Raw genomic sequence first — 26372 nt, forward strand, 5'->3', positions numbered from 1 at the left:
CGCGCGCCCTGCCCGCGTATATTCCATCTGGAATATCCAGCTTGGAGGACTCGTGCAGCTCAACCCGCTCGCCATCGCCGCGCTGGCGATCTTCGCCGAGCAGCCGCGGCACCCCTACGACGTGTACGCGACCATGCGGGCACGGCGTGAGGAACAGACCGTCAAGCTGAGCGCCGGCACGCTCTACCACACGATCAACCGGCTCGCCGAGGCCGGCCTGCTGGCCGAACTGGGCACCGAGAGCGCGGGCAACCGGCCGGAGCGGACCGTCTACCGGATCACCGCCGAGGGCCGGCACCGGCTCGACGAACGGATCCGCGAACTGCTGCGCGAACCGGTGCAGGAATACCCCCAGTTCCCGGTCGCGGTCGGTGAGATGCACAACCTGCCGGCCGACGAGGCGGCCATGATGCTGCAGGAGCGCACGGTCGCCCTGGACAGCCGGCTGGAGACCTTGGACCTGGTCGCCGGGCTCCTCGACGAGCGCGCCCTGCCGCGTCGCTTCTGGCTCGACCTCGACCTGATCCGGCACTCGACCGGCGCCGAACGTGACTGGTGCGCCCGCACCGCGGCGGCCATCGCGGCCGGCGAGATCGACTGGACCACCCTGCCCACCCGAACCGCTGCGAAGGACGACGCATGACCACCCAGGCCACCCAGGAGAGGGAATCCGCGCAGGCCTGGCCCGCGCTGTGGTCCCTGCTCTTCGGCTTCTTCATGATCCTGGTCGACCAGACGATCGTCTCGATCGCCACCCCGGCACTGATGCAGGGGCTGCAGGCCGATGTCGGCATGGTCGTCTGGGTGACCAGCGCCTATCTGCTGGCCTTCGCGGTGCCCCTGCTGATCACCGGCCGGCTCGGTGACCGCTTCGGCCCCAAGAACCTCTATCTGATCGGGCTGACCGTCTTCACGCTCGCCTCGGCCGCCTGCGGATTCGCCCCGAACATCGAGGTGCTGATCGTCGCCCGGGTGGTGCAGGGCCTGGGCGCGGCGATGATGACCCCGCAGACGATGGCCTTCATCACCCGGCTCTTCCCGGCGCACCGCCGCGGCGCGGCGATGGGCATCTGGGGCGCCACCGCCGGCGTCGCGACCCTGATCGGCCCGCTGCTCGGCGGCGTACTCGTCGACGGCCTGGGCTGGCGCTGGATCTTCTTCGTCAACCTGCCGGTCGGCCTGATCGGCTTCTGGATGGTGCTGCGCAACGCTCCGGCCCTGGAGAAGCATCAGCACCGCTTCGACCTGGTCGGGGTGGTGCTCAGCGCCGTCGGCATGTTCTGCCTGGTCTTCGGCATCGAGGAGGGCTCGAACTACGACTGGGGCACGATCGCCGGCCCGATCTCGGTCTGGGGGCTGATCATCACCGGTGTCGTGGTGATGGCTCTGTTCGTGCTGTGGCAGGCGAAACAGCGCGGCGAGCCGCTCGTCCCGCTCGATCTGTTCAAGGATCGCAACTTCTCCGCGGCCAACCTGGGAATCGCCTCGATGGGCGCCATGGTGACCTCGATGGTGTTCCCGATGATGCTGTACACACAGAACATCCGCGGCCTCACCCCGACGCTGGCCGCCCTGCTCACGCTGCCGATGGCGGTGGCCTCCGGGGCCTTGGCGCCGCTCGCCGGCAAGCTGATCGACCGGCACGACCCGAAGTGGTACGCCGTCGCGGGCTTCGTGCTGATGGGCGCCGGCCTGGTGATCCAGGCGCTGGTCATCCGACCGGGCTGGTCGGTGCTCTGGCTGCTGCTGCCCGCCTTCCTGATCGGTGTCGCGAATGCCGGCATCTGGGGGCCGCTGTCGGTCTCGGCCACCCGCAACCTGCCCCCGCATCGCGCGGGCGCGGGGGCCGGGGTCTACAACACCACCCGCCAGCTCGGCGCCGTCCTCGGTTCGGCCGGCATCGCGACGGCGATGCAGTCCCGGATCGCGGCGGAGATGGCCGCCGGTGGGCCGCCGGATCCGACCGCCGCCGCCAACTCCTTCACCCTGGCGATGGGGCAGGCCACCCTGCTGCCGGCCGCGATCGCGCTGATCGGGCTGATCGCGGTGCTGATGTTGGAACCGCCGCGCCCGCGCGGCACCATGGAGCGGTGACCACCGATCTGCTGGAGGCCCCCGGCGACCAGGAACGCAGGGCCGGCCTCCGGCGGATGCGGTTCGTGGCGACCTCGCTGCTCGTGTTCGCCGCGATCGTCTATCTGCTCACCCTCGGCCGGCCGGCGGAGAGCGTGCTCGGCTTCGTGAACACCGCCGCCGAGGCGGGCATGGTCGGTGCGCTCGCCGACTGGTTCGCCGTCACCGCCCTGTTCCGGCACCCGCTGGGCATCCCGATCCCGCACACGGCCCTGGTCAAGCGGCGCAAGAACGAACTCGGCCGCAGCCTGCAGCAGTTCGTCACCGCACACTTCCTCACCGCCGACGTGTTCCGCGAGCAGCTCGCCTCGGCCGAGATCGGCACCAAGGTCGCCGACTGGCTCGCCGATGACCGCAACCGGCAACGCGTGCTGACCGAGGCGACCAGCCTGGGCGAGGTGGTGCTGCGCCGCATCCCCGACGACGACATCCGTTCCCTGGTGGACGATGTGGCCCTGCCGCGGTTGCGCACCGAGGAGCTGTCCCCGATCGCCGGCGCCTTCCTGGAGGGCATCGTCGCCGACGATGCGCACCGCGGGCTGGTCGACCTGGCATTCGGCGAGATCCACTCCTGGTTGCTCCGCCATCCGGAGAAATTCACTGCTGTGGTTGGGGAACGCGCACCCAGCTGGAGCCCCGGTTGGGTCGATCGCCGGGTCGTCGACTGGGGTTACAAGCAGGCCCTGGAGTGGGTGCGCAATGTCCGCGACACCCGCGACCATCCGGCCCGGATCGCCATCGACGACATGCTCGCGACGCTGGCCGACGACCTGCAGCACGATGCCTCGGTGCGCCGCCGCGGTGAGGCGCTGAAGGAACGCCTGCTGTCCCATCCCGGGATCGGCAGCACCGCCGTCTCGTTGTGGCAGTCGGTCCGCGATTCGCTGCTGGAGGCGATGGCCGATCGGGAGTCCACACTGTGGCGGCGCGGTGACGGCTGGCTCGCCGAACTGGGGCACAACCTGGCCACCGACACGGCGTTGCGGGAACGACTCGAGGCCCGGCTCGCCGACATCACCGGCTTCCTGGTCGAGCGCTACGGTGCCGACGTCGCCCAGGTCATCTCGCACACCGTCGAACGCTGGGACGCCGACCAGGCCAGCCGGCGGATCGAGCTGTTCGTCGGCCGGGACCTGCAGTTCATCCGGATCAACGGCACCGTCGTCGGTGCGCTGGCCGGTCTGGCGATCCACACCGTCTCGGTGCTGATCGCTCCGCTGCTCTGACCGCGCGGCTCAGGCGTCGGTGTCGGGGAGCTCGGCGCCCTGCCGATCGGCCCACTCCAGCAGCGGTTCCAGACCGTAGGCCACCTCGTCGATCCCGGCGGTCAGGTCGCCCAGCTCGGCGTACCGGGCCGGGACGCTCGCCAGCGTGAAGTCCCGCGGGTCCACCTCGTCGACCTCGTCCCACCGGATCGGGGTCGAGACCGTACCGGCCGGCACCCCGCGCACGGAGTACGCCGCAGCGATCGTGTGGTCGCGGGCGTTCTGGTTGTAGTCGACGAAGACCACATCATCGGGCCGGTCCCTCCGCCACCAGGCGGTGGTCACCTCGCTCGGCGCCCGGCGTTCCACCTCGTGCGCGAACGCGAGCGCGGCCCGGCGGACGTCCTGCCAACCCCAGTCGGGACGGATCCGGACGTAGACGTGCAGACCCTTGCCGCCGGAGGTCTTCGGGTAACCGGTGATGCCGAGCTCGTCGAGCACCTCCTGCACGACATGCGCGACCCGCTGCACCCGTTCGAAGGGACAGTTCGGCATCGGGTCCAGGTCGATCCGCCACTCATCGGGCTGCTCCACGTGGCCGCGCCGGGAGTTCCAGGGATGGAATTCGACGGTGGACATCTGCACCGCCCAGATCACCTGGGCCAGCTCGGTGACGCACAGCTCGTCGGCGGTCAGTCCGTAGCGGGGGAAGAACAGCTCGACGGTGTCCACCCAGTCCGGGGCACCGGCGGGCAACCGCTTCTGGTGCACCTTCTTGCCGGCCAGCCCCTTCGGGAAGCGGTGCAGCATCGTGGGCCGCTCCCGCAGCGCCCGGACGATCCCGTCCCCCACCGACAGGTAGTAGTTGGCGACGTCCAGCTTCGTCCACCCCTGCTCGGGGAAGTAGACCCGATCGGGGCTGCTGAGGCGCACCGTGCGCGGACCCACCTCGAGCTCGACCGCCTCGGACTTCGTCGCCATGGAGGCAGCCTACGGGAGATGGGCCCGGCGGGCTTCGACTCGCTCGTTCCTCGCTCGCTCAGCCGGCGTCGGGTTCCATCATCTGCCGCAGTGGGACCGTGTCACCGTCGTCGTCCTGTTTGCCGGAATCCCTGTTCCGGTGGGAGATCCGCTCCCGGAACTTCTCCACCAGGTGGTAGAGCACCGGTACCAGCACCAGGGTGAGCAGCGTCGAGGACACCAGGCCGCCGATCACCACGATGGCCAGCGACTTGGAGATGAACACCCCGCCGCCGGTGATCCCGATCGCCATCGGCACCAACGCCATGATGGTGGCCAGTGCGGTCATGATGATCGGCCGCAGCCGCAACCGGGCGCCGTGGATCACCGCATCGTCGATGTCGGCACCCTCGTTGCGGTAGTGGTTCACCAGGTCGATCAGCACGATCGCGTTGGTGACCACGATGCCGATCAGCATCAGCAACCCGATCATCGACGGGATCCCGAGGGCGGTTCCGGTGGCCAGCAGCAGGCCGATCGCACCGGTCGCGGCGAACGGCACCGACACCAGCAGGATCAGCGGCTGCAGCAGGGAGCGGAAGGTCGCCACCATCACCATGTAGACGATCGCGATCGCCACCAGCATGGCGATTCCGAGCTGTTGGAAGGCGTCCTGCTGTTCGGTGGAGACGCCGGCGATCTGGGCCTGGGTGCCGGTGGGCAGCTGCAACCGGTCCAACCCGGCCTGCAGATCGCGGGTCGCGGTGGACAGATCGCCGGAGGTGTTCGCCGCGGTGATCGTCACCGTCCGCTCCCCATCGGCTCGCTTGATCGCCGCGGACACCGGCACCTCGACCACATCGGCGACCTCGGTGAGCCGCCGCGGTTCACCCTTGATGTTCTTGGCCAGTTCGGATTTCTGCTTCATCTCCTCGGCCTGCTGCTGCGACTCCGCGGCCTCGGTGCGCGAGTCGTTCAGCTTGGTCTGCTGTTCGTCCAGCGCATCGAGCTGGTCGTTCAGCTTGCTCGCCTGCTCCCGCAGCTGCTTGACCTGTTCGTCGCGCTGCGCGCGGGCCTGGGCCAGTGCCTGCTGCTGGGCGGCCGCCGCGGCCTGCTGCTGGGCGGCGGCCTGCTGCTGCGGGCTGAGCCCCGCGCCCGCCCCGGGTACGCCTCCGCTCCCGGCGGCACCCGCCCCGGCCCCAGCACCCGCACCGGCACCCGCACCGGCTGCGGCCGCTCCGGCACCCGCGGTCAGCGGGGCGCTCTGCAACTGGGCGATCTGGTTGTTCAGCTCGTCGCGGCTGTCGCGCAGTTCCCGGCGCTGCTTGTCCAGCTGCTCCTGCTGGTCGTCGAGCTGCTGCATCGCCTTGTCCTGCTGCTTCTGCGTCTGCGCGTCCTGCTCCGCGGTCAGCTCGTCACTGATCCGCTTGCGGGCATCGGCGGTCTGCTGCTGGGTGACCGGCAGCTGCAGCTGTTCCAACTCCTGCTTGTTCCGCAGCGGGGGCCCCGAGCGCAGCACCAGGTCCTGGCTGCGGCCGTCGATGGTGACCTGGGTGAGCGTCTGACCCTGGACCGCCTGCAGCACCGCCTGGCCGATGGTGCCCTGGTTCATCCCGTACCGACCGGCGTCACCGGGGCGTACGTTCACCTGCAGCACGCTCTGCCGTTCCGCCAGGTCGGAGCGCACGTCGGCGGTGCCCGGCTGGACCGACATCATCGCGACGACCTGATCGCTGGCCTGCTGCAGGGCGGCCTCGTCGCGACCGGTGATGGTCACCTCGAGGTTGTTGGCGCCGACCGATTCCCCCTGGCTGAGTGTGACCTTGCCCAGCTCGGGCCGGTTCTCCACCGCGGCCCGGATCCGGGCCGCCGCACCGGGGTCCTTGGGCTCCGGTTTCAGGGTGATGCTGTAGGAGGCGGTGTTGGTCTGCGCACCGCCACCGGTGAACGCCGCCGCCAGCCCGCCACCGCCCACGGTGGTCTGATAGGACTGCACGGCCGGGTCGGCGGCCAGGATGGCCTCGACCTTGCGGGCGCTCGCATCGGTCTCGGCCAGCGCGGTGCCGACCGGCAGCTCCTGGTTCAGGTTCAGCGTCGTCTGCTCGGACTCGCCGAGGAAGTCGGTCTTCAACCGGGTGGCGCCGATCATGGTGCCGGCGAACAGCACCACCGCGATCACCAGGGTGATCAGCGGCCGGCGCAGCGTCCAGCGCAGGACCGGGAGATATCCCTTCTGCAGGGGCGTTTCCCGGGTCTCGTGGGAGGCCAGCGACTGACCGTTCGCCTCCTCGGCGAGCTTCGCGGCCTGCTTCTTCGACGGCTTCATGAACCAGTAGGACAGCACCGGCACGATCGTCAGCGCGACCACCAGCGAGGCCAGCAGGGCGACCGACACGGTCACCGCGAACGGGCGGAACAGCTCACCGACCTGGCCGGAGACCAGCGCGATCGGCAGGAACACCGCGACCGTGGTGATGGTCGACGCGGTGACCGCGCCGGCCACCTCGCGTACCGCGCCGACGATCAGCCCGGTCCCCCACGGTTCGCCCAATCCCTGATGGCGCTTGATGTTCTCGATCACCACGATCGAGTCATCGACGACCCGGCCGACCGCGACGGTCAGCGCGGAGAGGGTGAGCAGGTTGAGCGTGTAGCCGCCGACGGACAGCCCGATCATCGCGATCAGCAGCGACAGCGGGATCGAGATCGCGGTGATGATCGTCGAGCGGACCGAGAGCAGGAAGACCAGGATCACCAGCACCGCCATCAGCAGGCCCAGCCCGCCCTCGGTGCTCAGGTCGTGGATCGACTGCTCCACATACGGCGCCTGGTCGAAGACCGTGGTGAAGCTGGTGTCGTCACCGAGTTCCCGGCTCAACGAGGGCAGCAGATCCTTGACCTCGTTGGAGACGGTGACGGTGTTGGCCTCGGGGGTCTTGGTGATCGACAGGCTGAGCGAGGGCCGGCCGTTGACCCGGGAGATGCTGGTCGCCTCCTTGGGGCCGACGGTGACGTCGGCGACCTGCCCCAGCGACACCGACCCGTCGGTGCCCTGCAGCTGGATGTTGCGCACATCCTCGACCGAGCCGAGGCTGCGGCCCACCTGGATCGACACATTGCGGCCGTCCTGGACCACCTGGCCACCGGGGATCGCGGCCTGGTACGCGGTGATCAGCTGGCTGAGCTGGGACATGTCGATCGAGTAGCGGTCCAGGTCGGCGGGCCGGGTGGTGATGGTGACGACCTGCTCCTGCTGGCCGGTCACCTGCACATCGCGTACGCCCGGCAGGGCGCGCAGCCGCGGCGCGGCCACGTTCTCCAACTGGTCGCCCAGCTGGAGGGGATCCTTGCTCGAGGAGACCGCCAGCAGCGCGACCGGAAGATCGTCCAGGCTGCCGACGCTGACGGTGGGCTTCACATCGACGGGCAGCTTGCCGGCGGCCCCGTCCACCGCGGTCCGGACCTTGCCCTCCATCTGGGTCAGGTCGTCGTTGTAGTCCCACTCCACCTGCACCTGGGAGGTGTTCGCCGAGGAGGTCGAGTTGACCTTGGTGACACCGCTGACCGCGCGCACCGCGTCCTCGATCGGTTTGGTGACATCACGCTCGACCGTCTGCGAGGGCGCCCCCGGATAGACCGCGACCACGGTCGCACCGGGCAGCTTGAGCGATGGGTACAACTCCTGCTTCAGCGAGGTGGTGGCGTACAGGCCGAAGCCGACGATCACCAGACTGATCAGGATCACCACGGCCCGGTTGGCCAGGCTGAGGCGGGTGGCTCGGACCACGGGGACTCCTCGGGTGCAGCTGGGACGGCCACCCGCTCACCTACCGGGCGGCCGGTAGAAGACATTAGGCCTTGCCACCACCCCCGGCCAATCCGGCGGATCCCCGAACCGACCCGGGGTCGTCTCCGCCTAGAGGCGGAGCAGCTCGTTGACCACCTGCAACAGTTCGTCCACCACTTCGTCCTCGCCGGCGTCCGGGGCGACCTCACCGGCCGAGAGCGCGACCCCGGCGGCGGCCAGGGCGCAGCGGGCGCGCAGCAGATCGGCATTGGAGGGCTCCGGCCCGGCCAGCCAGCGCTGCACCCGGTTGCCGGTCTCGACCAGCTCACCGGCCCGTTCGGCCAGGGCGTTCAGCACGCTGGGATCGGTGGCCACCAGCGACCCGATCTCGCGGTGGCGTACCAACCCCTGGAGATAGCGCCGCATCAACCGCTCCACCCCGGCCCGATCGCGGGTGAGGCCCGCCAACTGGGCCGCGACATCGCGGAACTCGACGACCACCGGATCCAGGATCGCCTCCAGCAGCGCCAGCTTCGAGGGGAAGTGGTAGTAGAGCGATGCCTTGGTGATGCCGACCTCCTCGGCGATCTCCCGCAGGCTGGTCTGCTCGAATCCCTGGCGCCGCATCAACCGGATCGCCGCGTCGATGATCGCGGCCTTGGTGTCCGAGCTCGGCGATGGCATGGGGGCATTCTGGCGAGTCCGCCCGCCGGCGCCAAACCCGGGCCGGGTCGGCGCGCCCACCGGAGGAGATGAACCACTTCTCACAAACAGGTCACGACTACGGGAACGACACGGACGACTCCGGCCGTCCATGCCTACACTGTGCTCGCCCGCCGGAGGGGATCCGGCGGACAATTTGTGGGAGGAACAGCCCAGTGACTGACCTGGTCGCCCGGACACCCTTCGCGGACACCCGCGCGAGCGATCTGCGATTCTCCGCCGGTAAGGCGCTTCGGCGCGGTCGGCGCGCCCTGCCGACCGCCCTGGCCGAATGCCCCGGACCCAGCGCCGGCGGCGCGAGCTGCACCCTGCGGATCCTCGGCGCCTCCCATCAGGTGGTGCTGGATCTCGGCGACTGCCGCTGGGTGGAGACGCTCTCCTGCGGCACCGACGGGGAGCCGGTGAACTTTCCCAACGGCAGCGTGCAGCTGATCGGCGACTGGGCGTACGCCTGCCGGATGGAGCTCGATCTGGCTCCCGATGCCGCCGCGATGGCGGCGGTGTCCGCCGGCCTGGACGAGTTGCAGCACACGGTACGCCTGGGCGTGCGCTTCGCCGGCGACCCGCACGCCCGCACCGTGATCGGCGCCTCGGTGCGCCGCGACGGTGCCACCGAGGTGCTCACCTGGGAGACCTGGCACCTCTATCCGCAGCACGGCGAGATCGTGCACACTGTGTCCACCGCACAGGTGCTGACCAACTGGGAGGGAGCGGCATGTCCGACGCACTGAAACGGCGTGGGCTGCTCGCCCTGATCGGTGGCGCGGCACTGCTGCCACTGGTCGGCTGCAGCAGCAACGCCCGCTGCCGGGAGCAGTACATCGCGCAGTACCGATCGACCCATGCCGGCGCCTCGCCCTCCGAGGCCGAGATCGCCAGCGCGTGCGCCACCTCCCGGTCGCGCTCGGGCACCAGCGGTGGCTACTACGGCACCGGCTACCGCGGCTCCCGCCGCGGCGGTAGCAGCAGCAGTTCCGGCGGCAAGTGAACGGCCGGTTCGTGGCCACCGAGATGATGGAGTGACATGCCTGAGATTGCACAGATCGGCTTCGACATCCTCGCCAGCCTCGCCTATGGCGTGGTCAGCCTGATCCTGATGGTGCTGGGTGTCTGGCTGGTCGACCTGCTCACCCCCGGCAAGCTGGTCGACCTGATCTGGCGCGAGCGCAAGGTGGCGCCGGTGATCCACGTGGCCTCGGCGATCCTCGCGGTGGCGCTGATCATCCGGCAGGCGATCCTCTCCTCGGCCGACCAGCTGGTACCCGGGCTGATCTCGACCGCCGTCTACGGCGTGATCGGGCTGATCCTGATGGCGATCGCGTTCTTCGTGATCGATGCGATCACCCCCGGCAAGCTCGGTGAACTGTTGACCTCCGAAGGCATGCACCCCGCGGTCTGGGTGACCGCGGCCTCGCAGATCTCGGTCGGCCTGATCATGGCCGCCGCCATCTCGTGACCCGGGCCGGGGACCAGCTGACCGAAACCGGGCCCCGCGCACTGCCCCGCCGGGCCGGGGCGCTGGTCTTCGGCGCCGTCTTCCTCTGCGCCAGCTGCGGCATGGTCTATGAGCTGGCGCTGATCGCGATCGGCTCCTATCTGCTCGGCAACGCCGTGGTGCAGGCCTCGATCGTGCTCTCGGTGATGGTCTTCGCGATGGGCATCGGCGCGCTGCTGTCCAAGCGGCTCGTCGGGCGCGCGGCGGCCGGGTTCGCGGTGATCGAACTGGCCCTCGGCCTGCTCGGCGGGATGAGCGTGGTGCTGCTCTACACCAGCTTCGCCTGGTTGCAGGCGTACACCTTGGCCCTGGTCATCCTGGCCCTGCTGATCGGCGGCCTGATCGGCGCGGAGATCCCGCTGCTGATGAACCTGCTGCAACAGATCCGACAGCGCCGCGCCTCCGACGAGGTCGCCGACATGTTCGCCGCGGACTATGTGGGCGGGCTGGTCGGCGGGCTGGTGTTCCCCTTCCTGCTGCTGCCCACCCTCGGGCTGTTGAAGGGCACCCTGGTCACCGGTGCGGTGAACGCGGTGGTCGGTTCGGTGGTGGTGCTCTGGCTGTTCCGCGACACCATCGCCCGCCGGGTACGCCGAATGCTCACCGCGGGACTGGCGCTGGTGCTCGCCCTGCTCGCCGCCACCTGGGTGTTCAGCGACGAGATCGAGGTGACCAGTCGCCAGCAGCTCTACAGCGCGCCGATCATCCACGCCGAACGCACGCCCTACCAGGAGATCGTGCTCACCCGCCTCGAACCGCGCGATGACACCCGCCTCTTCCTGAACGGCAACCTGCAGCTGTCCTCCACCGATGAGTACCGCTACCACGAGGCGCTGGTGCATCCGGTGATGGCGCCGGATGCGAACGGAGCCACCCCGAAGCGGGTGCTGGTGCTCGGCGGCGGGGACGGGATGGCGGTCCGGGAACTGCTCAAGTATCCGGTCGAACAGATCACCCTGGTCGACCTCGATCCGGCGATGACCCGGTTGGCACGCACCAATCCCCGGTTGCGCGAGCTGAACCGTGGCTCCCTCGACGACCCCCGGGTGCGGATCGTCAACGACGACGCCTTTTCCTATCTGCGCAGCAATGCCGGGGCCTCCGGCGCCCGGGTGCAGTTCGACGCGATCGTCCAGGATCTGCCCGATCCGAGCAACGAGGCGCTCGCGAAGCTCTATTCGGTCGAGATGTTCGGGATGGCGCGCAATGCCCTGGCCCCGCAGGGGCGGATGGTGGTGCAGTCCACCTCGCCCTACTTCGCCCGGGACGCCTATTGGTGCATCGGCGCGACCCTGCGGGAGGCCGGGTTCGCCACCAGCGGCTACCACGTCGACGTGCCCAGCTTCGGCGACTGGGGGTTCTTCCTGGTCTCCCGGCCCGGGGAGGCCGGCGCCGCTGCCGGCGGACAGGCCGATCCGCAGGCACCCGGTGGGCCGCCGGTGGCGATGTCGCCGACGCTGACCGATCTGCGGTTCCTCACCCCCGAGGTGCTGGCCGGCGCCCGGGCGTTCCCGCGGGACGCCGGTTATCGGCCGGTCAAGGTGTCGACCCTGCTGGAGCCGGCGGTGATGGAGTACCACCGCAAGGGCTGGCGTACGTATTGAGCGGAGGCGTTTGGTTCCCCGTGGGTGATGGGTATCCACACATACGGTCGGGGCGCCGCTGGGGCGTACCTCGGGGGGCGCTGTGGCGTACCTGTGAGCCCGCACCACCCGCTTTTGTCGACATATGCAAGGATCGGCGCAAACCGATCGAGGAGGAGAGATGGGACTGTTCGACCTGATCCGTGGCGGGCGTAAGAACGACGCCGCGACCACCCGCTCGGCCCTGGACGAGGCCCGGGACCCCCAGGCCGACTCCGATGGTGCGGTGAACCGGCTGATCCAGAAGATTCTCGCCACCGGGCTCGACGGCGCCGGCCCGTACGCCTCTGCGGTCAAGGTCGCCGAGAAGGCCCGTTCGTCCAGCAAGGACACCGACAAGGCGATCTCGAAGATCATCTCCCAGCACACCCGCACCGGTGCGGCCGGCGGCTTCGTCACCAGCCTGGGCGGCTTCATCACCCTGCCGGTGGCGCTGCCGGTGAACGTGTTCGAGTTCTATGTGCAGGCGACTCGGATGGTCGGCGCGATCGCCACGCTGCGCGGTTACGACGTCAGCCAGCCCGACATCCGCACCGCGGTGCTGCTGACCCTGGTGGGCCAGGATTCGCAGAAGGTGCTGAAGGACGCCGGCGTACCGGTCGGCGCGCTCGGTGGCCGGGTGACCGCCCTGGCGCTGCGCGGGCTGCCGCGCTCGGCGCTGATGGTGATCAACAAGGCGATCGGGTTCCGGGTGCTGCGTTCGGTCGGCACCAAGTCGCTGTCCCGGCTCGGCCGGATGGTGCCCGTCGCCGGCGGTGTGCTCGGTGGCGCCCTGGACGGTTGGCTGATGAAGCGGATCGGCAAGGCGGCCCAGAAGGAGTTCCCGACCCTGCGCGGCTGATTCGGGAATAGTCCCCGCGGGGGCGGGGTTGGCCGAAGCATGGATACCACGCGCATCGTGCTCGCCGCCCGCCCCCATGGGGAACCCACTCGGGACGATTTCCGCACCGAAACGGTCACCCTGCCCGACCCGCAGGCCGGCGAGGCCTTGCTGCAGACGGTCTTCCTGTCCCTGGATCCCTACATGCGTGGCCGGATGAACGACGCGAAGTCCTACGCCGCCCCGGTGGAGCTCGGCCAGACGATGGTCGGGGCCACGGTCTCCCGGGTGCTCGAGGCCCCCGGTGGCGAGTTCGCTCCCGGTGACCTGGTGCTCGGTTACGGCGGTTGGCAGACCCATTCGGTCGAGCCCGTCGCCGGGTTGCGGAAGCTCGATCCGGAGCTGGCGCCGCCGTCGACCGCACTGGGTGTGCTCGGGATGCCCGGGCTGACCGCGTACACCGGCCTGCTCACCATCGGCCAGCCCAAGCCGGGTGAGACCGTCGTCGTGGCGGCCGCGACCGGACCGGTCGGTGCGACCGTCGGCCAGATCGCGAAGCTCAAGGGTGCGCGGGTGGTCGGCATCGCCGGCGGGCCGGAGAAGGTTGCGTACCTGGAAGAACTCGGTTTCGATGCCGCGATCGACCACCGTGCCCCCGACTTCGTCGAGCAGCTGACCGCGGCCACCCCCGACGGCATCGACGTCTATTTCGAGAACGTCGGCGGTGCGGTCTGGGATGCGGTGATCCCGCGGCTGAACACCTACGCCCGGGTACCGGTGTGCGGCCAGGTGGCGACCTACAACGACACCGAGCTGCCCGACGGGCCGGACCGGGTCGGTTGGCTGATGCGCCAGATCCTGCAGCGCAGCCTGACCGTCCGCGGCTTCATCCAGACCGAGTTCGCCGACCAGACCCCGCAGTTCCTGCAGGACATGGGTGCGTGGGTACGCGACGGCGAGGTGCGCTACCGCGAGCATGTCGTCGAGGGCCTCGACAACGCCTTCGATGCCTTCCTGGGCATGCTTTCCGGCCGGAACTTCGGCAAGACCGTGGTGCAGGTCTCCGAGTTGTAGCCCAAGTAGGCGAAGGGCTCGCTCGGGCGTTGCCGGCCGTTCACCCGCGCTGCCATCCCGATTCGTCGGGTTCGTTTTGAGTTGCTCCCACACACGAGCGACTCAAGGAGCAGTAGTGACCACGAACCGCACCCGCGCCCTCTACCTGGCGGCGTCCCTGACCCTGGTCCTGGCGACCGCTGCCTGTGGGCAGTCCGCGGCCGAGCCCGCCGCCGGGCCGGACGGGAGCAAGGACACCATCGTGCTGGCCGCGGTGCCGTCGGAGCAGTCGCAGAGCCTGCAGAGCCAGTACGACAACATCATCAAGCTGCTGGAGCAGGAGACCGGCAAGAAGGTCGAGTTCCAGAACGCCACCGACTATGCCGCGGTGATCGAAGGGCAGCGGGCCGGCAAGATCGACCTGGCGGGTTACGGTCCGTTCTCCTACAAGATCGCCAAGGACGGCGGCGTACCCGTCGAGCCGATCGGCACCCCGGTCAAGACCAAGGACACTCCGCCCGGGTACTACTCGATGGGCTGGGCGCCGGGCAACTCGCCGGTGAGCTCGCTGAACGACTTCCGCGGCAAGAAGGTCTGCTTCGTCGACAAGGCCTCCACCTCCGGTTATCTCTATCCGACCGCGGGCCTGATGGCGGCCGGGATCGACCCGGAGAAGGACATCACCCCGGTGATGGCCGGTGGTCACGACGCCTCGCTGCTGGCGATCAGATCCGGTCAGTGCGATGTCGGTTTCGCCTACGACACGATGATCGACCAGGTGGTCTCCAAGGGCCAGCTGCAGCAGGGCGATGTCAAGCAGGTCTGGAAATCCGAGCAGATCGCCGGTTCGCCGCTGGCGATGAACACCCAGACCCTGGACGCCGACACCCAGGCCAAGATCCGGACCGCGATCACCACCAAGGCGAACGCGCCGGCGCTGATCGAGGCGGGCATCTGCACCCCCGAGAAGTGCGACCTGCCGGACAAGGTCAAGTACGGCTATGTCGCGATCGACGACTCGGCCTACGAGGGTGTCCGCAAGGTGTGCGAGGTGACGAAGTCCGAAGCCTGCAGCCAGGCCTGAGGTGCAACGATGACCGAAGCCACCGTCACGCTTTCCCATGTCACCAAGCGATTCAGCCCGACTGTCACCGGTCTGGACGACGTCACCGTCTCCTTCGCCGGCAATCGGGTCACGGCACTGCTGGGGCTCTCCGGCTCGGGCAAGTCGACGCTGCTGCGGCACGTCAACGGCCTGCACCGTCCCAGTAGTGGGGAGGTGACGGTGCTCGGTACCCGGGTGGACACCGCGGGCAAGGCCGAGTTGCGCCGGCTGCGGCGCCAGATCGGTTTCATCTTCCAGCATTTCAATCTGGTCGGGCCGATGTCGGTGCTGGAGAACGTCTGCACCGGCCGGCTCGGCCACCTGCGCGGGCCGCGGCTCTCCCTGTTGAGCTACCCGAAACAGGTGCGCCGGGACGCGCTGGAGCAGCTCGATCGGGTCGGGCTGGCCGACCGGGCGTACCAGCGCGCCGACACGCTGTCGGGTGGTCAGCAGCAGCGGGTGGCGATCGCGCGGGCGCTGATCCAGCGGCCGAAGATCCTGCTGGCCGATGAGCCGGTGGCCTCGCTGGATCCGGTGTCGGCGCAGCAGGTGATGGAGCTGATCGGACGGATCAGCCGGGAGGAGCAGCTCACCGTGCTCTGCAGCCTGCACCAGGTGCAGCTGGCGATGGCCTTCTCCGACCAGATCGTCGGGTTGCGGCAGGGCCAGGTGGTGCTGGATCGGGAGACCGCCGACATCGACCGCGGTGAGGCGTTCGAGATCTATTCGAGCGTGGCCGGTGAGGACGAGGATCCGGTTCCCGACTCCTCGACGACCGGGCCGAGCGCGGTCGTCGGTACGCCGGAAGCCGTCGTCGGCCGATGACGACGATCAAGATCGACCGGCCGCAATCCTCGGCCGGCTTGGAAATGCCGCGCCGTCCTGCCCCGAGCGTACGCGGTGTCGCGGCGGCGGTGATCATGCTCGGGCTGCTCGCTGCGGCGATCTGGTCGACGATCGAGCTGCGGATCAATGTGGCCTCGTTCATCGACTCCGCCGACAACGCCGGACGGTTCATCCGACGGATGGTGCCACTGGACTTTCCACCCGCCGGGGAGCTGCTCGGGCTGATCGGTCAGACCCTGTCGATCGTGCTGCTGGCGACACTGCTCGGGGTGGTGCTGTCGATTCCGGTGGCACTGCTGGCGGCGTGGAACACCACGACCGGGAACGGGGTCCGGGTGGTCAGTCGCGGGGTGATCGTGCTCGCCCGGGCGATCCCCGATCTGATCCTGGCGATCTTCTTCATGCGCGTCTTCGGTCTGGGTGCGCTGCCCGGGGTGATCGCGATGGGGCTGCATTCGGTCGGCATGATCGGCAAGTTGTACGCCGACGCGATCGAATCGCTGGACAACGGGCCGCAGGAGGCGATCCGGGCTGCCGGGGGTGGCCGGTTGCAGCAGATCACCGCGGGGATCCTGGTGCCGCTCACCCCGCAGATCATCGCCACCGCGCTGCACCGCTTCGACATCAACCTGCGCACCTCGGTGCTGCTCGGTTACGTCGGGGTGGGTGGCATCGGCCTGGCGATGGCGGATTCGCTGCGCTCGTTGAACTATCGGCGCGGGATGGCGTTGGCGTTCGCGGTGCTGGTGCTGTGCATCGCGGTGGAATTGCTGTCCGGGGCGTTGCGCACCGCGATCCTGGCGCAGACCGGCAGCAGCGGTGGCCGGACCAGCTGGAGTGACCGATTGACCCGACGCATCGCCGGCGTCGGTGATCGTGGCTCGGTTGCGGCGGCTGGGGCGAGGGAGCGGTTGAGCCCGCCCTGGGACGGAGCGCGCCAGGGGCGGTTCGGTGGCATCGCGGTGTTCGGGATGCTGATCGTCGCGGCGTTCATCGGCTCCGGGATCAGGCCCACCGATCTGGTGGCCGGGATCGGGAAAGTCATTCCCACGATGGGATTCTTCCTGCCGCCGGGTGGCTGGGACATCATCGACGACATCGCCGCCCAGATGCTGACGACGATCCAGATCGGGCTGGCGGCGACGCTGCTCGGTGCGATCCTGGCGATCCCGGTCGGGATCCTGGCGGCCCGCAATGTGGTCGGCAATCGGGTGGTGGCGACCTGCCTGCGGGTGTTCATCGTGATCGTGCGCGGCATTCCCGAGCTGATCGTGGCGATCATCTTCGTCGTCATCTCCGGACTGGGTGGGGTGGCCGGCACGATGGCCCTGGCGATCGGCGCGGTCGGCCTGCTCGGCAAACTGGTCGCGGATTCACTGGAGGAGACCGATACCGCCGTGCAGGATGCCCTGCGCGCCTCCGGAGCGACCCGGTTGCAGGTCTTCTTCGGTGCCACCCTGCGGCAGGCGCTGCCGGCCTTCGTCGCCCATCTGATGTACCTGCTGGACGTCAACATCCGCTCCGCCACCCTGCTCGGCATCGTCGGCGCCGGCGGTATCGGCTTCCTGCTGCTGAACGCGGCCCGGGTGCTCGAATTCCCCGTGGTGACAACGATCCTGCTCTTCATCCTGGCAACCGTCCTGATCGTCGAAGCGCTCGCCGTCTTCGTCCGAAAAGCCGTCCGCTGATCCATACGCGCCGGCTGAGCGACCGAGGAACGAGGAAGTCGAAGCCAAGCCCCCCACGTTCATCGAACAGGTCGCGCAGCGAGGACTCCCCACGTTCATCGAACAGGTCGCGCAGCGAGGACTCCCCACGTTCATCGAGTAGGTCGCGCAGCGACCGTGTCGAGATGAACCCGTACGCCGGTTGAGCGACCGAGGAACGAGGGAGTCGAAACCAAGCCCCCACGTTCATCGAGTAGTCGGCCATGCGCAGCGAAGCGGAGCAATGGCCGACGTGTCGAGATGAATCCAGAAACTTTCCTCAAACCCCTTGATTTATTCGAACAACCTGACTAATATTGGATGTAGCAGATGAGAGGAGGTGACCAAAGATGACCACCAACAAGCGAGCCGAAGTCTTCGCAGCGATCCGCGCCGAAAGCGACACCATCGCCCAGGCCGAAGCCCGCCGCCTCGTTGCGATCGCCGCCGCCTGCGACACCTACTCCGGATTGAACACCCACACCGACGAACTCACCGCCCGCGTGCTGCACGGTGAACAGCTCGTGTTCCCCGGCGCGGACGGTACGCCGGGGATCACCGAGTTCTTCCACCTCGAGTTGGCGATGTCACTGGGCTGTTCACCCGAGACCGCGCAGGTCTGGACCGCTGATGTGCTCAACCTCCGCCATCGGCATCCGATCCTGTGGCAGGCCACCCTGGACTGTGACATCCCCGTCTGGGCCGCCCGGGACGTCTCCCGCGCCGCCTTGCAGCTGTCCTTCACCCAGGCCCGCGAGTTCGACTCCCTCTGGTCCCTCCGGCTGGTGCCCCTCACCCCGAAACGCGCGGTCGCGACGACCGAGGCCCAGGTCGCGCTGATGCTCAACGATGACAAGGAAGCCGAACGCCAGGCCGCCAAGAAGCACCGTCGCGTGGAGTTCACCCCGAACAGGACCATCGCGGGCATCACCGACCTCTACGCCAACCTCGACGCCGGTGACGCCGCCCACCTGAACGGCACCCTGGACCGCCTCGCCGACGTCCTCAAAGCCGGCGGTGCCGACGGGTCCAGGGACGAGCTCCGTGCCGAAGCCCTCGGCCACCTCGCGCATCCCGACCGGGTCCGACAGTTGCTCCAGCCGTCGTTGCTCGACGGTGCGATCGTCACCCCGCAAGGGCATGTGGTCAACAACAACGGCGAAGTCGTCACAACGACAAGCGAGAGGTGCCGGCACGGTGCCGAACTGATCCTGCACATGACCTCCCGCGACCTCGCGAATGGTCGCGGTGGCGAAGGCGATGCGCTCGGACCGGTCACCCTGCAGCACTTGAAGGAGCTGCTGGAACGCTGCGGTGGCACCGTGAAGGTGCGGCCGGTCATCGACCTGGCCGCGCCGGTGATGGTCAACACCTACCGCCCCAGCGACGAGTTGGCGCAGCGGGTGAAGCTGCGCGACCGGTATGTGATGTTCCCCCGATCGAATCGCAGTGCGTTCGGCCGCGGGATCGACCTCGATCACACGATTCCCGCACCGGAGGGGTCCACCAGTTCGGACAACCTCGGCCCGTTGAACCGGGCCTCACATCGGGCACGAACCCACGCCGGATTCCAGGTCGAGCAACCCTCACCCGGGGTGTTCCACTGGAAAACACCGGCCGGGCAGGAAGCCTGGGTCAGCCGCCACGGGACCTGGGGGCATCCACCGCCCGATCATCTGATCAACGACCCGGCCGCGTCCCTGTCCCGAACCGAAAGGCTTCTCTGGGAGACCCTGTGCAACGGGCGAACCCAACTGGAGAAGGAACAGGCCGAAGCCGAACAAGCCGCCGATGAAGCTCGCGAACGCGAGCGACTCCGCCGCGCGCGCAAAGCACAACGCCTCCGCGACCTACGCCAGGCTGCCCGCGCACGCGCCGAGGCCGCGAAGCCGAACAAGCCTCGTCGGAAGAAGGCGGAGCAGAGCAAGGCCGCGCGGAAGATGGCCGAGCAACCGGCCTCGCCGGAACTGCAGCCTGCCCTGATCCCCAGCCAGGGAAGCGAATCCGCCGACCCCGCGCCCTTCTGAACCGGTCGGGCGCGCAGTCAACACCCACGTTGGTTGAGCGAGGAGCGCAGCGACGAGTCGAAACCATCGTCACCCTGAGGCCGTGGCTTCGACTCGCTCGTACCTCGCTCGCTCAGCCGACGTGAAGGGGCCTCGTACCTCGCTCGCTCAGCCGACGTGTTCGTGGAACCTCAGGTACCGAGTTCGTCGAGGACGCGGCGGGCGAGACCGAAGCTGAGGGTCATGCCGACACCGCTGGTCACCGAGACCACCGAGGTCCGCGGATCGAGGTGTCGGACCAACAGATCGGACTGCGGGCTGGAGGCGTACACGCCCTGCCAGCGTTGCCGGACCCGCAGCCGGTCGACGCCGAGCACCATCGCGATCTCCGCCAGCAGCCGATCGCTGATTCCCTCGTCCAGGAAGGGATCCTGGCTCACCGCGTACCGGTGCGAGTCGCCGACCAGCAGCGATCCATCGGGCCGTGGCGCGAACATCACATTCGCCACCATCTCCACCAGCCCGGGCGCCTGGCCCGTGACCTCCGCGCGGACCGCCTCGGCAGCCGGCATCGCCGCCAGCCCGCCATAACGCAGCATCGATGTCGCGGTCAGCACCGCCGCATGTGTGGACAACCCCAGTGGCGGCTCGACCAGCGCCATCTGCAGCGCACAGCGCTGCAGCTCGACCTGGTCGGCGACCTCCGGCCACAACAGGTCCACGTCGTGCCCCACGCAGACGATCACCCGCTCCGCCCGCAGCTCCCCACGCGTGGTCCGCACCATCCCGTCCGCAGCCCCCAGGCACGCGGTCCGCCAGTCGATCGGCACCCCCGTTCCGGCCAGCCAGTCCGCCAACCGGGCCACGGTGGTCCGCGGATCGACCCGCAGGTCCTGGGTCAGCGCGACCGCCCCGACCAATCCGGGCAGCTCCCGCTCCCCACCGGTCAGCAACCCCGCCGCCGCACCGGCACTCAGCAACCGGCCGCGGTCCGGCCGCGCAGCGACGAACTCCTCCAGCACCGCGAGCTGCGCGGCGCTGCGGGCCACCACCAGTCCCCCGTCGGTACGCACCGGCAACCCCGACTCCGCGGCCGTCGCCAACCAGCCCTCCCGGGAGGCCCGCACCAGCTCGTCATGCTCATCGGGCTGCGCGCTCAGACAGCAGTGCCCGAAGTTGCGGATCGAGGCACCCACCGCCCGCTCGTCCCGATCGATCACCCGCACCGACAAGCCCCGCCGCCGGGCCTCGATGGCATGGGCCAGACCGACGATGCCGGCCCCGACCACGATCAGATCAGCACTGCTCTGCACACTCACCCGGCCATCCTGCCCGGGCACCGATCCCCGACAAGGGGTGCGCGACGACTTGTAGCACCATTCACCGCCCGTTAACCCAGCTGTCGACAACTGCTGGTGGCGATCCGCCTAGCATGCGGCCCGGAGGTCCCCATGCAGCAGCACAACACCCGTCCGGCGCTGATCGCTTTCGACATCGCCGGCACCACCGTCGACGAACACGGCATCGTCTACGCCACGCTGCGCGAGGTCACCCTCGCCGCCGGCGCACGCTACGACGACGACACCTTCGCGCGCTGGACCGGCCGGGAGAAACGGGCCGCGATCGCCGGACTGCTCGGCGCCGACACCGACGAGGCCACCATCGACCGGGTGCACCGCGAGTTCACCACCGAGCTCACCCGTCGGTACGCCGAGCAGCCACCCGTACCCTGCCCCGGGATCGAGGCGGCCTTCGACGAACTCCGCGACCTCGGCGTACGCCTGGCGCTGACGACCGGTTTCGACCGGCCGACCACCGACCAGCTGCTCGGTGCGCTGGGTTGGACCGACGGCCGATTGGCTGCGGTGGTCTGCGCCACCGAGGTCGCCCAGGGACGCCCCGCCCCCGACCTGATCCAGGCGGTGATGCGGCAGCTGCAGATCACCGATCCGGACCAGGTGTGGGCGGTCGGTGACACCGCCGCCGATCTGGGTGCCGCGGCGGCCGCCGGAGTCGCCGGAGTCGGCGTACTCACCGGAGCCGGAACCCGGGAGATCCTCACCGCACAACCACATCTGGCGATCCTGGACACCGCGGCCCAGATCACCGAACTCGTCGCCGCCGCACCGGAATCGTGAGCGATCCACGCAGCCGGCAGGTGGCGGCCGAACTGGCCGAGGAGATCCGGACCCTGCCCAAGGGCACCCGGGTCCCCAGCGAACACCAGCTGATGGCCCGCTTCGGGGTGTCCCGATCCACCGCGCGCAGCGCCCTGCAGCAGCTCGAACACCCGTATCTGGTTCGCCGTTCCCAGGGCGCCGGCACCTTCGTGCACCGTCGCCTCGACTACGTGATCTCCCGCAACCGGCGCCCCTCACTGCACCACCAGCTCGACGAATCCGGTTCGCGGGCGCGCACCTTCGTGCTCTCGGTCCGCCGCGAGCAGCCACCGCCCGAGGTCCGCGAACTGCTCGGCGGCACCGGCCCACTGACCCGGCTGGAACGGCTCGCCTATCTCGACGACGAGGTCGTCACCTTCCTGCAGGAGTGGTTCGCCGACGATGTCGTGCCGCACCTCGAGGTCGGCATGAATGTGATCGACTCGGTCGAGGAACTGCTGCGTGGGTTGCGTTTCTCCCCGGTACGCAGCTGGTGCCGGGTCACCGTGGACGTGCCCCCGGACCGGGTCTGCGACCGGTTGGAACTCGATCACGGCTCGCACGCCTGGAGCGTTGACTCGTTGAACCTCGACCAGGAGACCGGGCGGCCGCTGTTCGTCAGCTGCAATTGGACCCGGATCGACCTGATCCGCTTCGTCTGCGAGTTGTGACCCGCCGGTCCTTCCTGATCGGCCGCACCAACCCAGGACCGGCTTCACGTTGTCGTAACCCGGTGTTTGCCGCCCGGCCCGGCGATCGCCACGGCCCCGCAGCAGGCTGACTGCCGTGACCGAGACCCACACCCGCGAGGAGCTGGCCGAACAGCTCAGCCTCGCCGATCCGAGCACGCTCGTCGAGATCGCCGAACTCTGCCTCGACGCACACGACCTGCAGGTGGTCCGCGGCCCCGAGGTGGGCACCGTCGCCACCCAGGTCCGCGAACCGATCGCCGGGACCCGCTTCCTGCTCGCCGACGTCCTCGCCAGCTCCGCCGAGGTCCGCCTGGCCGGCACCCCCGGTTGGGCGATGCGGATGGGCGCCGACCCCGAGGCCGCCCTCGCGCAGGCCATCTGCGACGCCGAACTGCAGCGCGACGGGGCGTACGCCGATCGGCTGCGGCGGCTCTGCGCCGACGTCGCCACCACCACCCGGATGGAGCGCGCCGCCGAATGGGAGCGATTGTGCGGCACCATCGTCGAGTTCGAGGAGATCCCGTGACCACCGCCACCCACACCGTGCTGCTGGACGAAACCGAACGACAGCAGGTTTTCCGGGCCTGCCTGGGCGCCCTGTCCCGCCCCGGCACCTGGCATCCGCTGCAGGTCACCCGGCACCCCGCCGCCCGCCTCCCGCTGCTCGCCCTCACCGATCTGATGACCCCGATCGCCGCCCTCGGCGACCGCCCCGACACCACCCGGGCCATCGAGGAGATCGCCGGGCTCACCCGCGCACCGATCGCAACCATCGGTGACGCCCGCTGGCTGCTGGCCGACCCCGACCCGGCACCCGGCCTGCTCGCCGAGCTGCGTCAGGGCACCGATCAGGAACCCCAGCTCGGCGCCATGCTGGTGCTGCCGCTGCCGGTCTCCAGCGCCACCGGCTGGGCCTATCGGTTGAGCGGCCCCGGCATCAAGGACCAGCGCCCCAGCGAACTGTCCCTCAGCCCCGGCCTGGTCCAGGCGCGGGCCGAGCTGCTCACCGACTATCCGCGCGGTTTCGACCTGCTCTGCGTCACCGAGGACCATCGCGTACTCGGCCTACCGCGGACCACTGTGATCACCGAGGAGACCCGATGACCTACGCCGGCACGAATCGCGGCGGCACCACCGCCATCCTGACCGCCGAGTCGCTGGTCCGCGAGGATGCCGAACGGCTGGCCACCGACCTCGACCCGGTCGGGGTCGCCCAGGTGCAGCGCCACTTTCCCGAGGCCCTCGATCGGTTGATGGGTGAGGCCGCGCTCTGGGACCGCGAGCTGGCCGCGATCGCCTTCCTGCAGGCCCGTGGCGACCTCCCGGAGGCGGTCCACCTGCTCCGCGCGCACCGCTCGACCCTGCCCCGGTTGGCGGTCAGCGAACCGGTCGATCCCGACGAGATCCAGCTGCTGCGGCGGATCGTGCCGGCCCATCGCAGCCCCGACGGGCCGCAACTGCTCGGCCGCACCGTCGACTACACCGCCCGGTTGCTGCGCGCCCCCGGCGCCGCCGACCCGCTGCCACCGACCGCCGACCTGCTGGACGCCGAACCGGCCGAGGACGGCACGCACCCCGACCGGCCGCCGCAGCGCTACAGCCGCTGGCTCGCCGACCGCGATCTGCTCACCGCACGCGGTGACGACGGTGACCCCGAACCGTTCGACCTGGCGCTGCAGAACATCACCCTGCCGGCGCCACGATCGGCGCTGCTCTCGGCGATGGCGATGGCCGAGACCGGCGGGCTGATCGCCCAGTGGTATCGCAACATTCTCGGACCCGACGGGTACGCCGACGAGTCGGTCACCCTCGGCGACGTGCGGCATGGGCGGCTCCCGGTGCGGGTCACCCACCCGCACACCGGCAACCCGGTGGCCATCGGGACGATCGACACCAGCGAGTGCGAGGCGATCGCCCACCTCGACGAACGCGGTGAGGACCCCTCGCGGTTCGATGTCGGCTTCGGCATGGCGCTGGGGCACAACGAACGCAAGGCGATCTCGATGTCCATCATGGACCTGGCCGCGCACCGCTACGCCGACTCCCCCGAGGGGCGGCCGCTGCAGCAGCTGATCCTGATGACCACCGATGGCCTTGCCAGCAACGGATTCCTGGAGCATCTCAAGCTCCCCCACTACGTCACCTTCCGCTCCATGGTCGACCGCGCGGTCGCGGCCGGTCAGGAGGATTCCCCACGCCAGCAGGAGTGCGACCATGACCACTGAGCTGAGACCAGGCAGCAGCATCGAGGAGCTGACCTCCCGGCTGCGGCCCACCGACGACCGGCCGACCGTGCTCGACGAACAGGGCAAGCGGGAGGTGCGCCGGGCCTGCCTGTCCGCGGTCTGCATCCCCGGTCACCAGATCCCCTTCGGCTCCCGGGAGATGCCGGTCGCCCGCGGCTGGGGCTCCGGCGGCCTCCAGGTCACCCTGGCGATCGGTTCGGCCACCGATACCGTCAAGGTGATCGACCAGGGTGATGAGGAGGGTGTCAACGCGGTCAACCTGCGCCGGCTGATCCGCGGCACCCTCGGCTGCGGTGCCACCGGTGACACCCGCGATGCCAGCATCATCCAGTCCCGGCACCGGATCCCCGAGGACCGGCTGCGCGCCGACCAGATCGTGGTGCTGCAGGTCCCGGTCTCCGAACCGTTGCGGCCCATCGAACGCAGCGTCGCCGAGTGCCGCCGGATGCACGGCGAGGCGGACTATTCGCGGATGTGGGTGGCGATGTATGAGGACCTGGTCACCGGCGGGGTCGTCAACGCCGCGGCCGGTTATCCGGTGATGGTGCACCACCGGCACCTGATGGCACCCAGCCCGATCCCGCGCTGGGACGTGCCGCGGCTCAACGACTCCGACCACCTCACCCTGCTCTCCCACGGCCGCGACAAGCGGCTCTATGCCGTGCCCCCGCACACCCACGTCGAACCACTCAGTTTCGACGACGTCCCGTTCGAGGTGGAGTACACCGAGGGCGCGGCCTGTGCGCTGTGCGGCTCGGACGACACCTACCTGGTGCAGACCCGCGGCGGTGACTGGCTGTGCTCCGATGTGGAGTGGTGCGCCCGGGTGCGCAGCGCTGACGTCGACCCCGCCGACCACCGCCGGATCGCCCCACTGGACTGGTTGCCCGACCCGCGCCGGCGAGTCCGCGCCACCGCGGAAACCCTGCGTGGCAAGGAGGATCTCGGCACCGCCGAGGTGCGCAGCCGCACCGCACCCGGTGCGGAGTGGTCACTCAAGGTCGAGGATCTGGGCAAGACCTATCCGGCTGGCCGGGGCTCGACCGCGGTGCGCGCGGTCGACTCGGTGAGCTTCGATGTCGCCCCCGGTGAGGCACTCGGCATCATCGGCGAATCCGGTTCCGGCAAGTCGACGGTGATGCGCTGCATCATCGGCGAGGAGACCACGACCGAGGGCCGGGTGCTGCTCGCCGACGTCGATGACGGGCGGACCAATGTGCTCACCCTCGACGCGCCGGAGCGCCGCGCGCTGCGCATCGGCACCCTGGCCGTGGTGCACCAGGATCCGTCCGCGGGGTTGAACCTGCGGATCAGTGCCGGTGGCAACATCGCCGACCGGTTGACCGCCGCCGGCTGGCGCTCCTATCACGACATCCGCCGGCGGGCGGCCGCGCTGCTCGACCGGGTCGAGGTGCCGCTGTCCCGGATGGACGATGTGGTCGGCCAGTTCTCCGGCGGCATGCGGCAGCGGGTGCAGATCGCCAAGGCGCTGGCCGGGGACCCGCAGGTGCTGCTGCTGGACGAACCGACCACCGGCCTGGACGCCTCGGTGGCCGCCGGGGTGCTCGACCTGCTGCGCGAACTGCTCGCCGAGCGGGAGATCGCGGTCGCGGTGGTCAGTCACGACTTCGCGGTGATCTCCGCCCTCACCGACCGGGCCCTGGTGATGCGCGAGGGCCGGGTCGTCGAGCAGGGCCTCACCGATCAGCTGTTCGCCGACCCGCACCACCCCTACACCCAGCGGCTCGTCGCGGCCGCCGGAGCCTGAGGAGAATCCCCGTGAGCGAAGCGAA

General features: G+C 69.4%; 23 protein-coding genes. 19 read left to right on the forward strand and 4 right to left on the reverse strand.

Annotation, left to right across the window (positions count from 1 at the left end):
* Positions 1–52: 52 nt before the first annotated feature.
* Genes C8D81_RS09475 through C8D81_RS09485 form a run of 3 tightly spaced genes read left to right on the forward strand, consistent with a single transcriptional unit; the run spans position 53 to position 3359 of the window.
* Positions 53–643: a PadR family transcriptional regulator gene (locus C8D81_RS09475; protein ID WP_133625988.1), complete on the forward strand. Its 591-nt coding sequence runs from the start codon at positions 53–55 to the stop codon at positions 641–643.
* The gene (locus tag C8D81_RS09480) at positions 640–2094 is read left to right on the forward strand and encodes an MDR family MFS transporter (RefSeq protein WP_094355169.1); all 1455 of its coding nucleotides are present in this window, start codon (positions 640–642) and stop codon (positions 2092–2094) included. The genes C8D81_RS09475 and C8D81_RS09480 overlap by 4 nt, the downstream gene beginning before the upstream one ends.
* A complete protein-coding gene (locus C8D81_RS09485) occupies positions 2091–3359 on the forward strand; it encodes a DUF445 domain-containing protein (protein WP_229119799.1) in 1269 nt (422 codons plus the stop codon). Before C8D81_RS09480 ends, C8D81_RS09485 begins: the two co-directional genes overlap by 4 nt.
* A 9-nt stretch (positions 3360–3368) precedes the next feature.
* Here the strand turns inward: C8D81_RS09485 and ligD are convergent, their stop codons facing one another.
* The 3 genes from ligD to C8D81_RS09510 form a co-directional block, all read right to left on the reverse strand.
* The gene (ligD, locus tag C8D81_RS09490) at positions 3369–4319 is read right to left on the reverse strand and encodes a non-homologous end-joining DNA ligase (RefSeq protein ID WP_094355170.1); all 951 of its coding nucleotides are present in this window, start codon (positions 4317–4319) and stop codon (positions 3369–3371) included.
* Between the two features lie 58 nt (positions 4320–4377).
* The gene (locus tag C8D81_RS21250; RefSeq protein WP_208109205.1) at positions 4378–8085 is read right to left on the reverse strand and encodes an efflux RND transporter permease subunit; all 3708 of its coding nucleotides are present in this window, start codon (positions 8083–8085) and stop codon (positions 4378–4380) included.
* Between the two features lie 129 nt (positions 8086–8214).
* On the reverse strand, positions 8215–8769 hold the full coding sequence (locus tag C8D81_RS09510; protein ID WP_094355171.1) for a TetR/AcrR family transcriptional regulator: 555 nt from the start codon (positions 8767–8769) through the stop codon (positions 8215–8217).
* Between the two features lie 194 nt (positions 8770–8963).
* On the opposite strand from C8D81_RS09510, the gene C8D81_RS09515 reads away from it, so the two are divergent.
* From C8D81_RS09515 to C8D81_RS09560, 10 genes are all read left to right on the forward strand, one after another.
* Complete coding sequence (locus tag C8D81_RS09515; protein ID WP_166646750.1) at positions 8964–9539, forward strand: DUF2617 family protein; 576 nt, start codon at positions 8964–8966, stop codon at positions 9537–9539.
* A complete protein-coding gene (locus tag C8D81_RS09520) occupies positions 9524–9796 on the forward strand; it encodes a hypothetical protein (protein WP_094405929.1) in 273 nt (90 codons plus the stop codon). Before C8D81_RS09515 ends, C8D81_RS09520 begins: the two co-directional genes overlap by 16 nt.
* A 36-nt stretch (positions 9797–9832) precedes the next feature.
* Positions 9833–10264 (forward strand): DUF350 domain-containing protein, encoded by a 432-nt coding sequence (locus C8D81_RS09525; RefSeq protein WP_094355173.1) that lies wholly within the window; start codon positions 9833–9835, stop codon positions 10262–10264.
* Positions 10261–11907: a polyamine aminopropyltransferase gene (locus C8D81_RS09530; protein ID WP_229117959.1), complete on the forward strand. Its 1647-nt coding sequence runs from the start codon at positions 10261–10263 to the stop codon at positions 11905–11907. The genes C8D81_RS09525 and C8D81_RS09530 overlap by 4 nt, the downstream gene beginning before the upstream one ends.
* A gap of 160 nt (positions 11908–12067) precedes the next feature.
* Positions 12068–12787, forward strand: a complete 720-nt coding sequence (locus C8D81_RS09535; RefSeq protein ID WP_094355174.1) for an EcsC family protein — start codon at positions 12068–12070, stop codon at positions 12785–12787.
* A gap of 39 nt (positions 12788–12826) precedes the next feature.
* Positions 12827–13840 (forward strand): NADP-dependent oxidoreductase, encoded by a 1014-nt coding sequence (locus tag C8D81_RS09540; protein ID WP_094355175.1) that lies wholly within the window; start codon positions 12827–12829, stop codon positions 13838–13840.
* A gap of 115 nt (positions 13841–13955) precedes the next feature.
* The gene (locus tag C8D81_RS09545) at positions 13956–14903 is read left to right on the forward strand and encodes a phosphate/phosphite/phosphonate ABC transporter substrate-binding protein (RefSeq protein WP_208109206.1); all 948 of its coding nucleotides are present in this window, start codon (positions 13956–13958) and stop codon (positions 14901–14903) included.
* A gap of 9 nt (positions 14904–14912) precedes the next feature.
* On the forward strand, positions 14913–15749 hold the full coding sequence (gene phnC, locus C8D81_RS09550) for a phosphonate ABC transporter ATP-binding protein (protein WP_094355177.1): 837 nt from the start codon (positions 14913–14915) through the stop codon (positions 15747–15749).
* Positions 15746–17458: a phosphonate ABC transporter, permease protein PhnE gene (phnE, locus tag C8D81_RS09555; RefSeq protein WP_094355178.1), complete on the forward strand. Its 1713-nt coding sequence runs from the start codon at positions 15746–15748 to the stop codon at positions 17456–17458. The genes phnC and phnE overlap by 4 nt, the downstream gene beginning before the upstream one ends.
* 368 nt (positions 17459–17826) lie before the next feature.
* Positions 17827–19503 carry a hypothetical protein gene (locus C8D81_RS09560; RefSeq protein WP_133625989.1) on the forward strand — a complete coding sequence of 559 codons (1677 nt, stop codon included), beginning with the start codon at positions 17827–17829 and terminating at the stop codon, positions 19501–19503.
* A gap of 170 nt (positions 19504–19673) precedes the next feature.
* Here C8D81_RS09560 and C8D81_RS09565 read toward each other — a convergent pair whose 3' ends face one another.
* Positions 19674–20801 (reverse strand): TIGR03364 family FAD-dependent oxidoreductase, encoded by a 1128-nt coding sequence (locus tag C8D81_RS09565; protein WP_229117951.1) that lies wholly within the window; start codon positions 20799–20801, stop codon positions 19674–19676.
* Positions 20802–20933: 132 nt separating this feature from the next.
* Between C8D81_RS09565 and C8D81_RS09570 the strand changes: the two genes are divergently transcribed.
* The 6 genes from C8D81_RS09570 (at position 20934) to C8D81_RS09595 (ending at position 26347) form a co-directional block, all read left to right on the forward strand.
* The gene (locus tag C8D81_RS09570) at positions 20934–21620 is read left to right on the forward strand and encodes an HAD family hydrolase (RefSeq protein WP_094405925.1); all 687 of its coding nucleotides are present in this window, start codon (positions 20934–20936) and stop codon (positions 21618–21620) included.
* Positions 21617–22312: a GntR family transcriptional regulator gene (locus tag C8D81_RS09575; protein ID WP_094405924.1), complete on the forward strand. Its 696-nt coding sequence runs from the start codon at positions 21617–21619 to the stop codon at positions 22310–22312. Before C8D81_RS09570 ends, C8D81_RS09575 begins: the two co-directional genes overlap by 4 nt.
* Before the next feature lie 115 nt (positions 22313–22427).
* Positions 22428–22859 carry a phosphonate C-P lyase system protein PhnG gene (locus C8D81_RS09580; RefSeq protein WP_094403108.1) on the forward strand — a complete coding sequence of 144 codons (432 nt, stop codon included), beginning with the start codon at positions 22428–22430 and terminating at the stop codon, positions 22857–22859.
* On the forward strand, positions 22856–23437 hold the full coding sequence (locus C8D81_RS09585; RefSeq protein WP_166646751.1) for a phosphonate C-P lyase system protein PhnH: 582 nt from the start codon (positions 22856–22858) through the stop codon (positions 23435–23437). Before C8D81_RS09580 ends, C8D81_RS09585 begins: the two co-directional genes overlap by 4 nt.
* Positions 23434–24558 (forward strand): carbon-phosphorus lyase complex subunit PhnI, encoded by a 1125-nt coding sequence (locus C8D81_RS09590; RefSeq protein ID WP_094403102.1) that lies wholly within the window; start codon positions 23434–23436, stop codon positions 24556–24558. Before C8D81_RS09585 ends, C8D81_RS09590 begins: the two co-directional genes overlap by 4 nt.
* Positions 24548–26347, forward strand: a complete 1800-nt coding sequence (locus C8D81_RS09595) for an alpha-D-ribose 1-methylphosphonate 5-phosphate C-P-lyase PhnJ (RefSeq protein WP_094355185.1) — start codon at positions 24548–24550, stop codon at positions 26345–26347. Before C8D81_RS09590 ends, C8D81_RS09595 begins: the two co-directional genes overlap by 11 nt.
* The last annotated feature ends 25 nt before the right edge of the window (positions 26348–26372 follow it).

It is taken from the genome of Enemella evansiae, from assembly GCF_004362375.1.
Classification (GTDB): domain Bacteria; phylum Actinomycetota; class Actinomycetes; order Propionibacteriales; family Propionibacteriaceae; genus Enemella; species Enemella evansiae.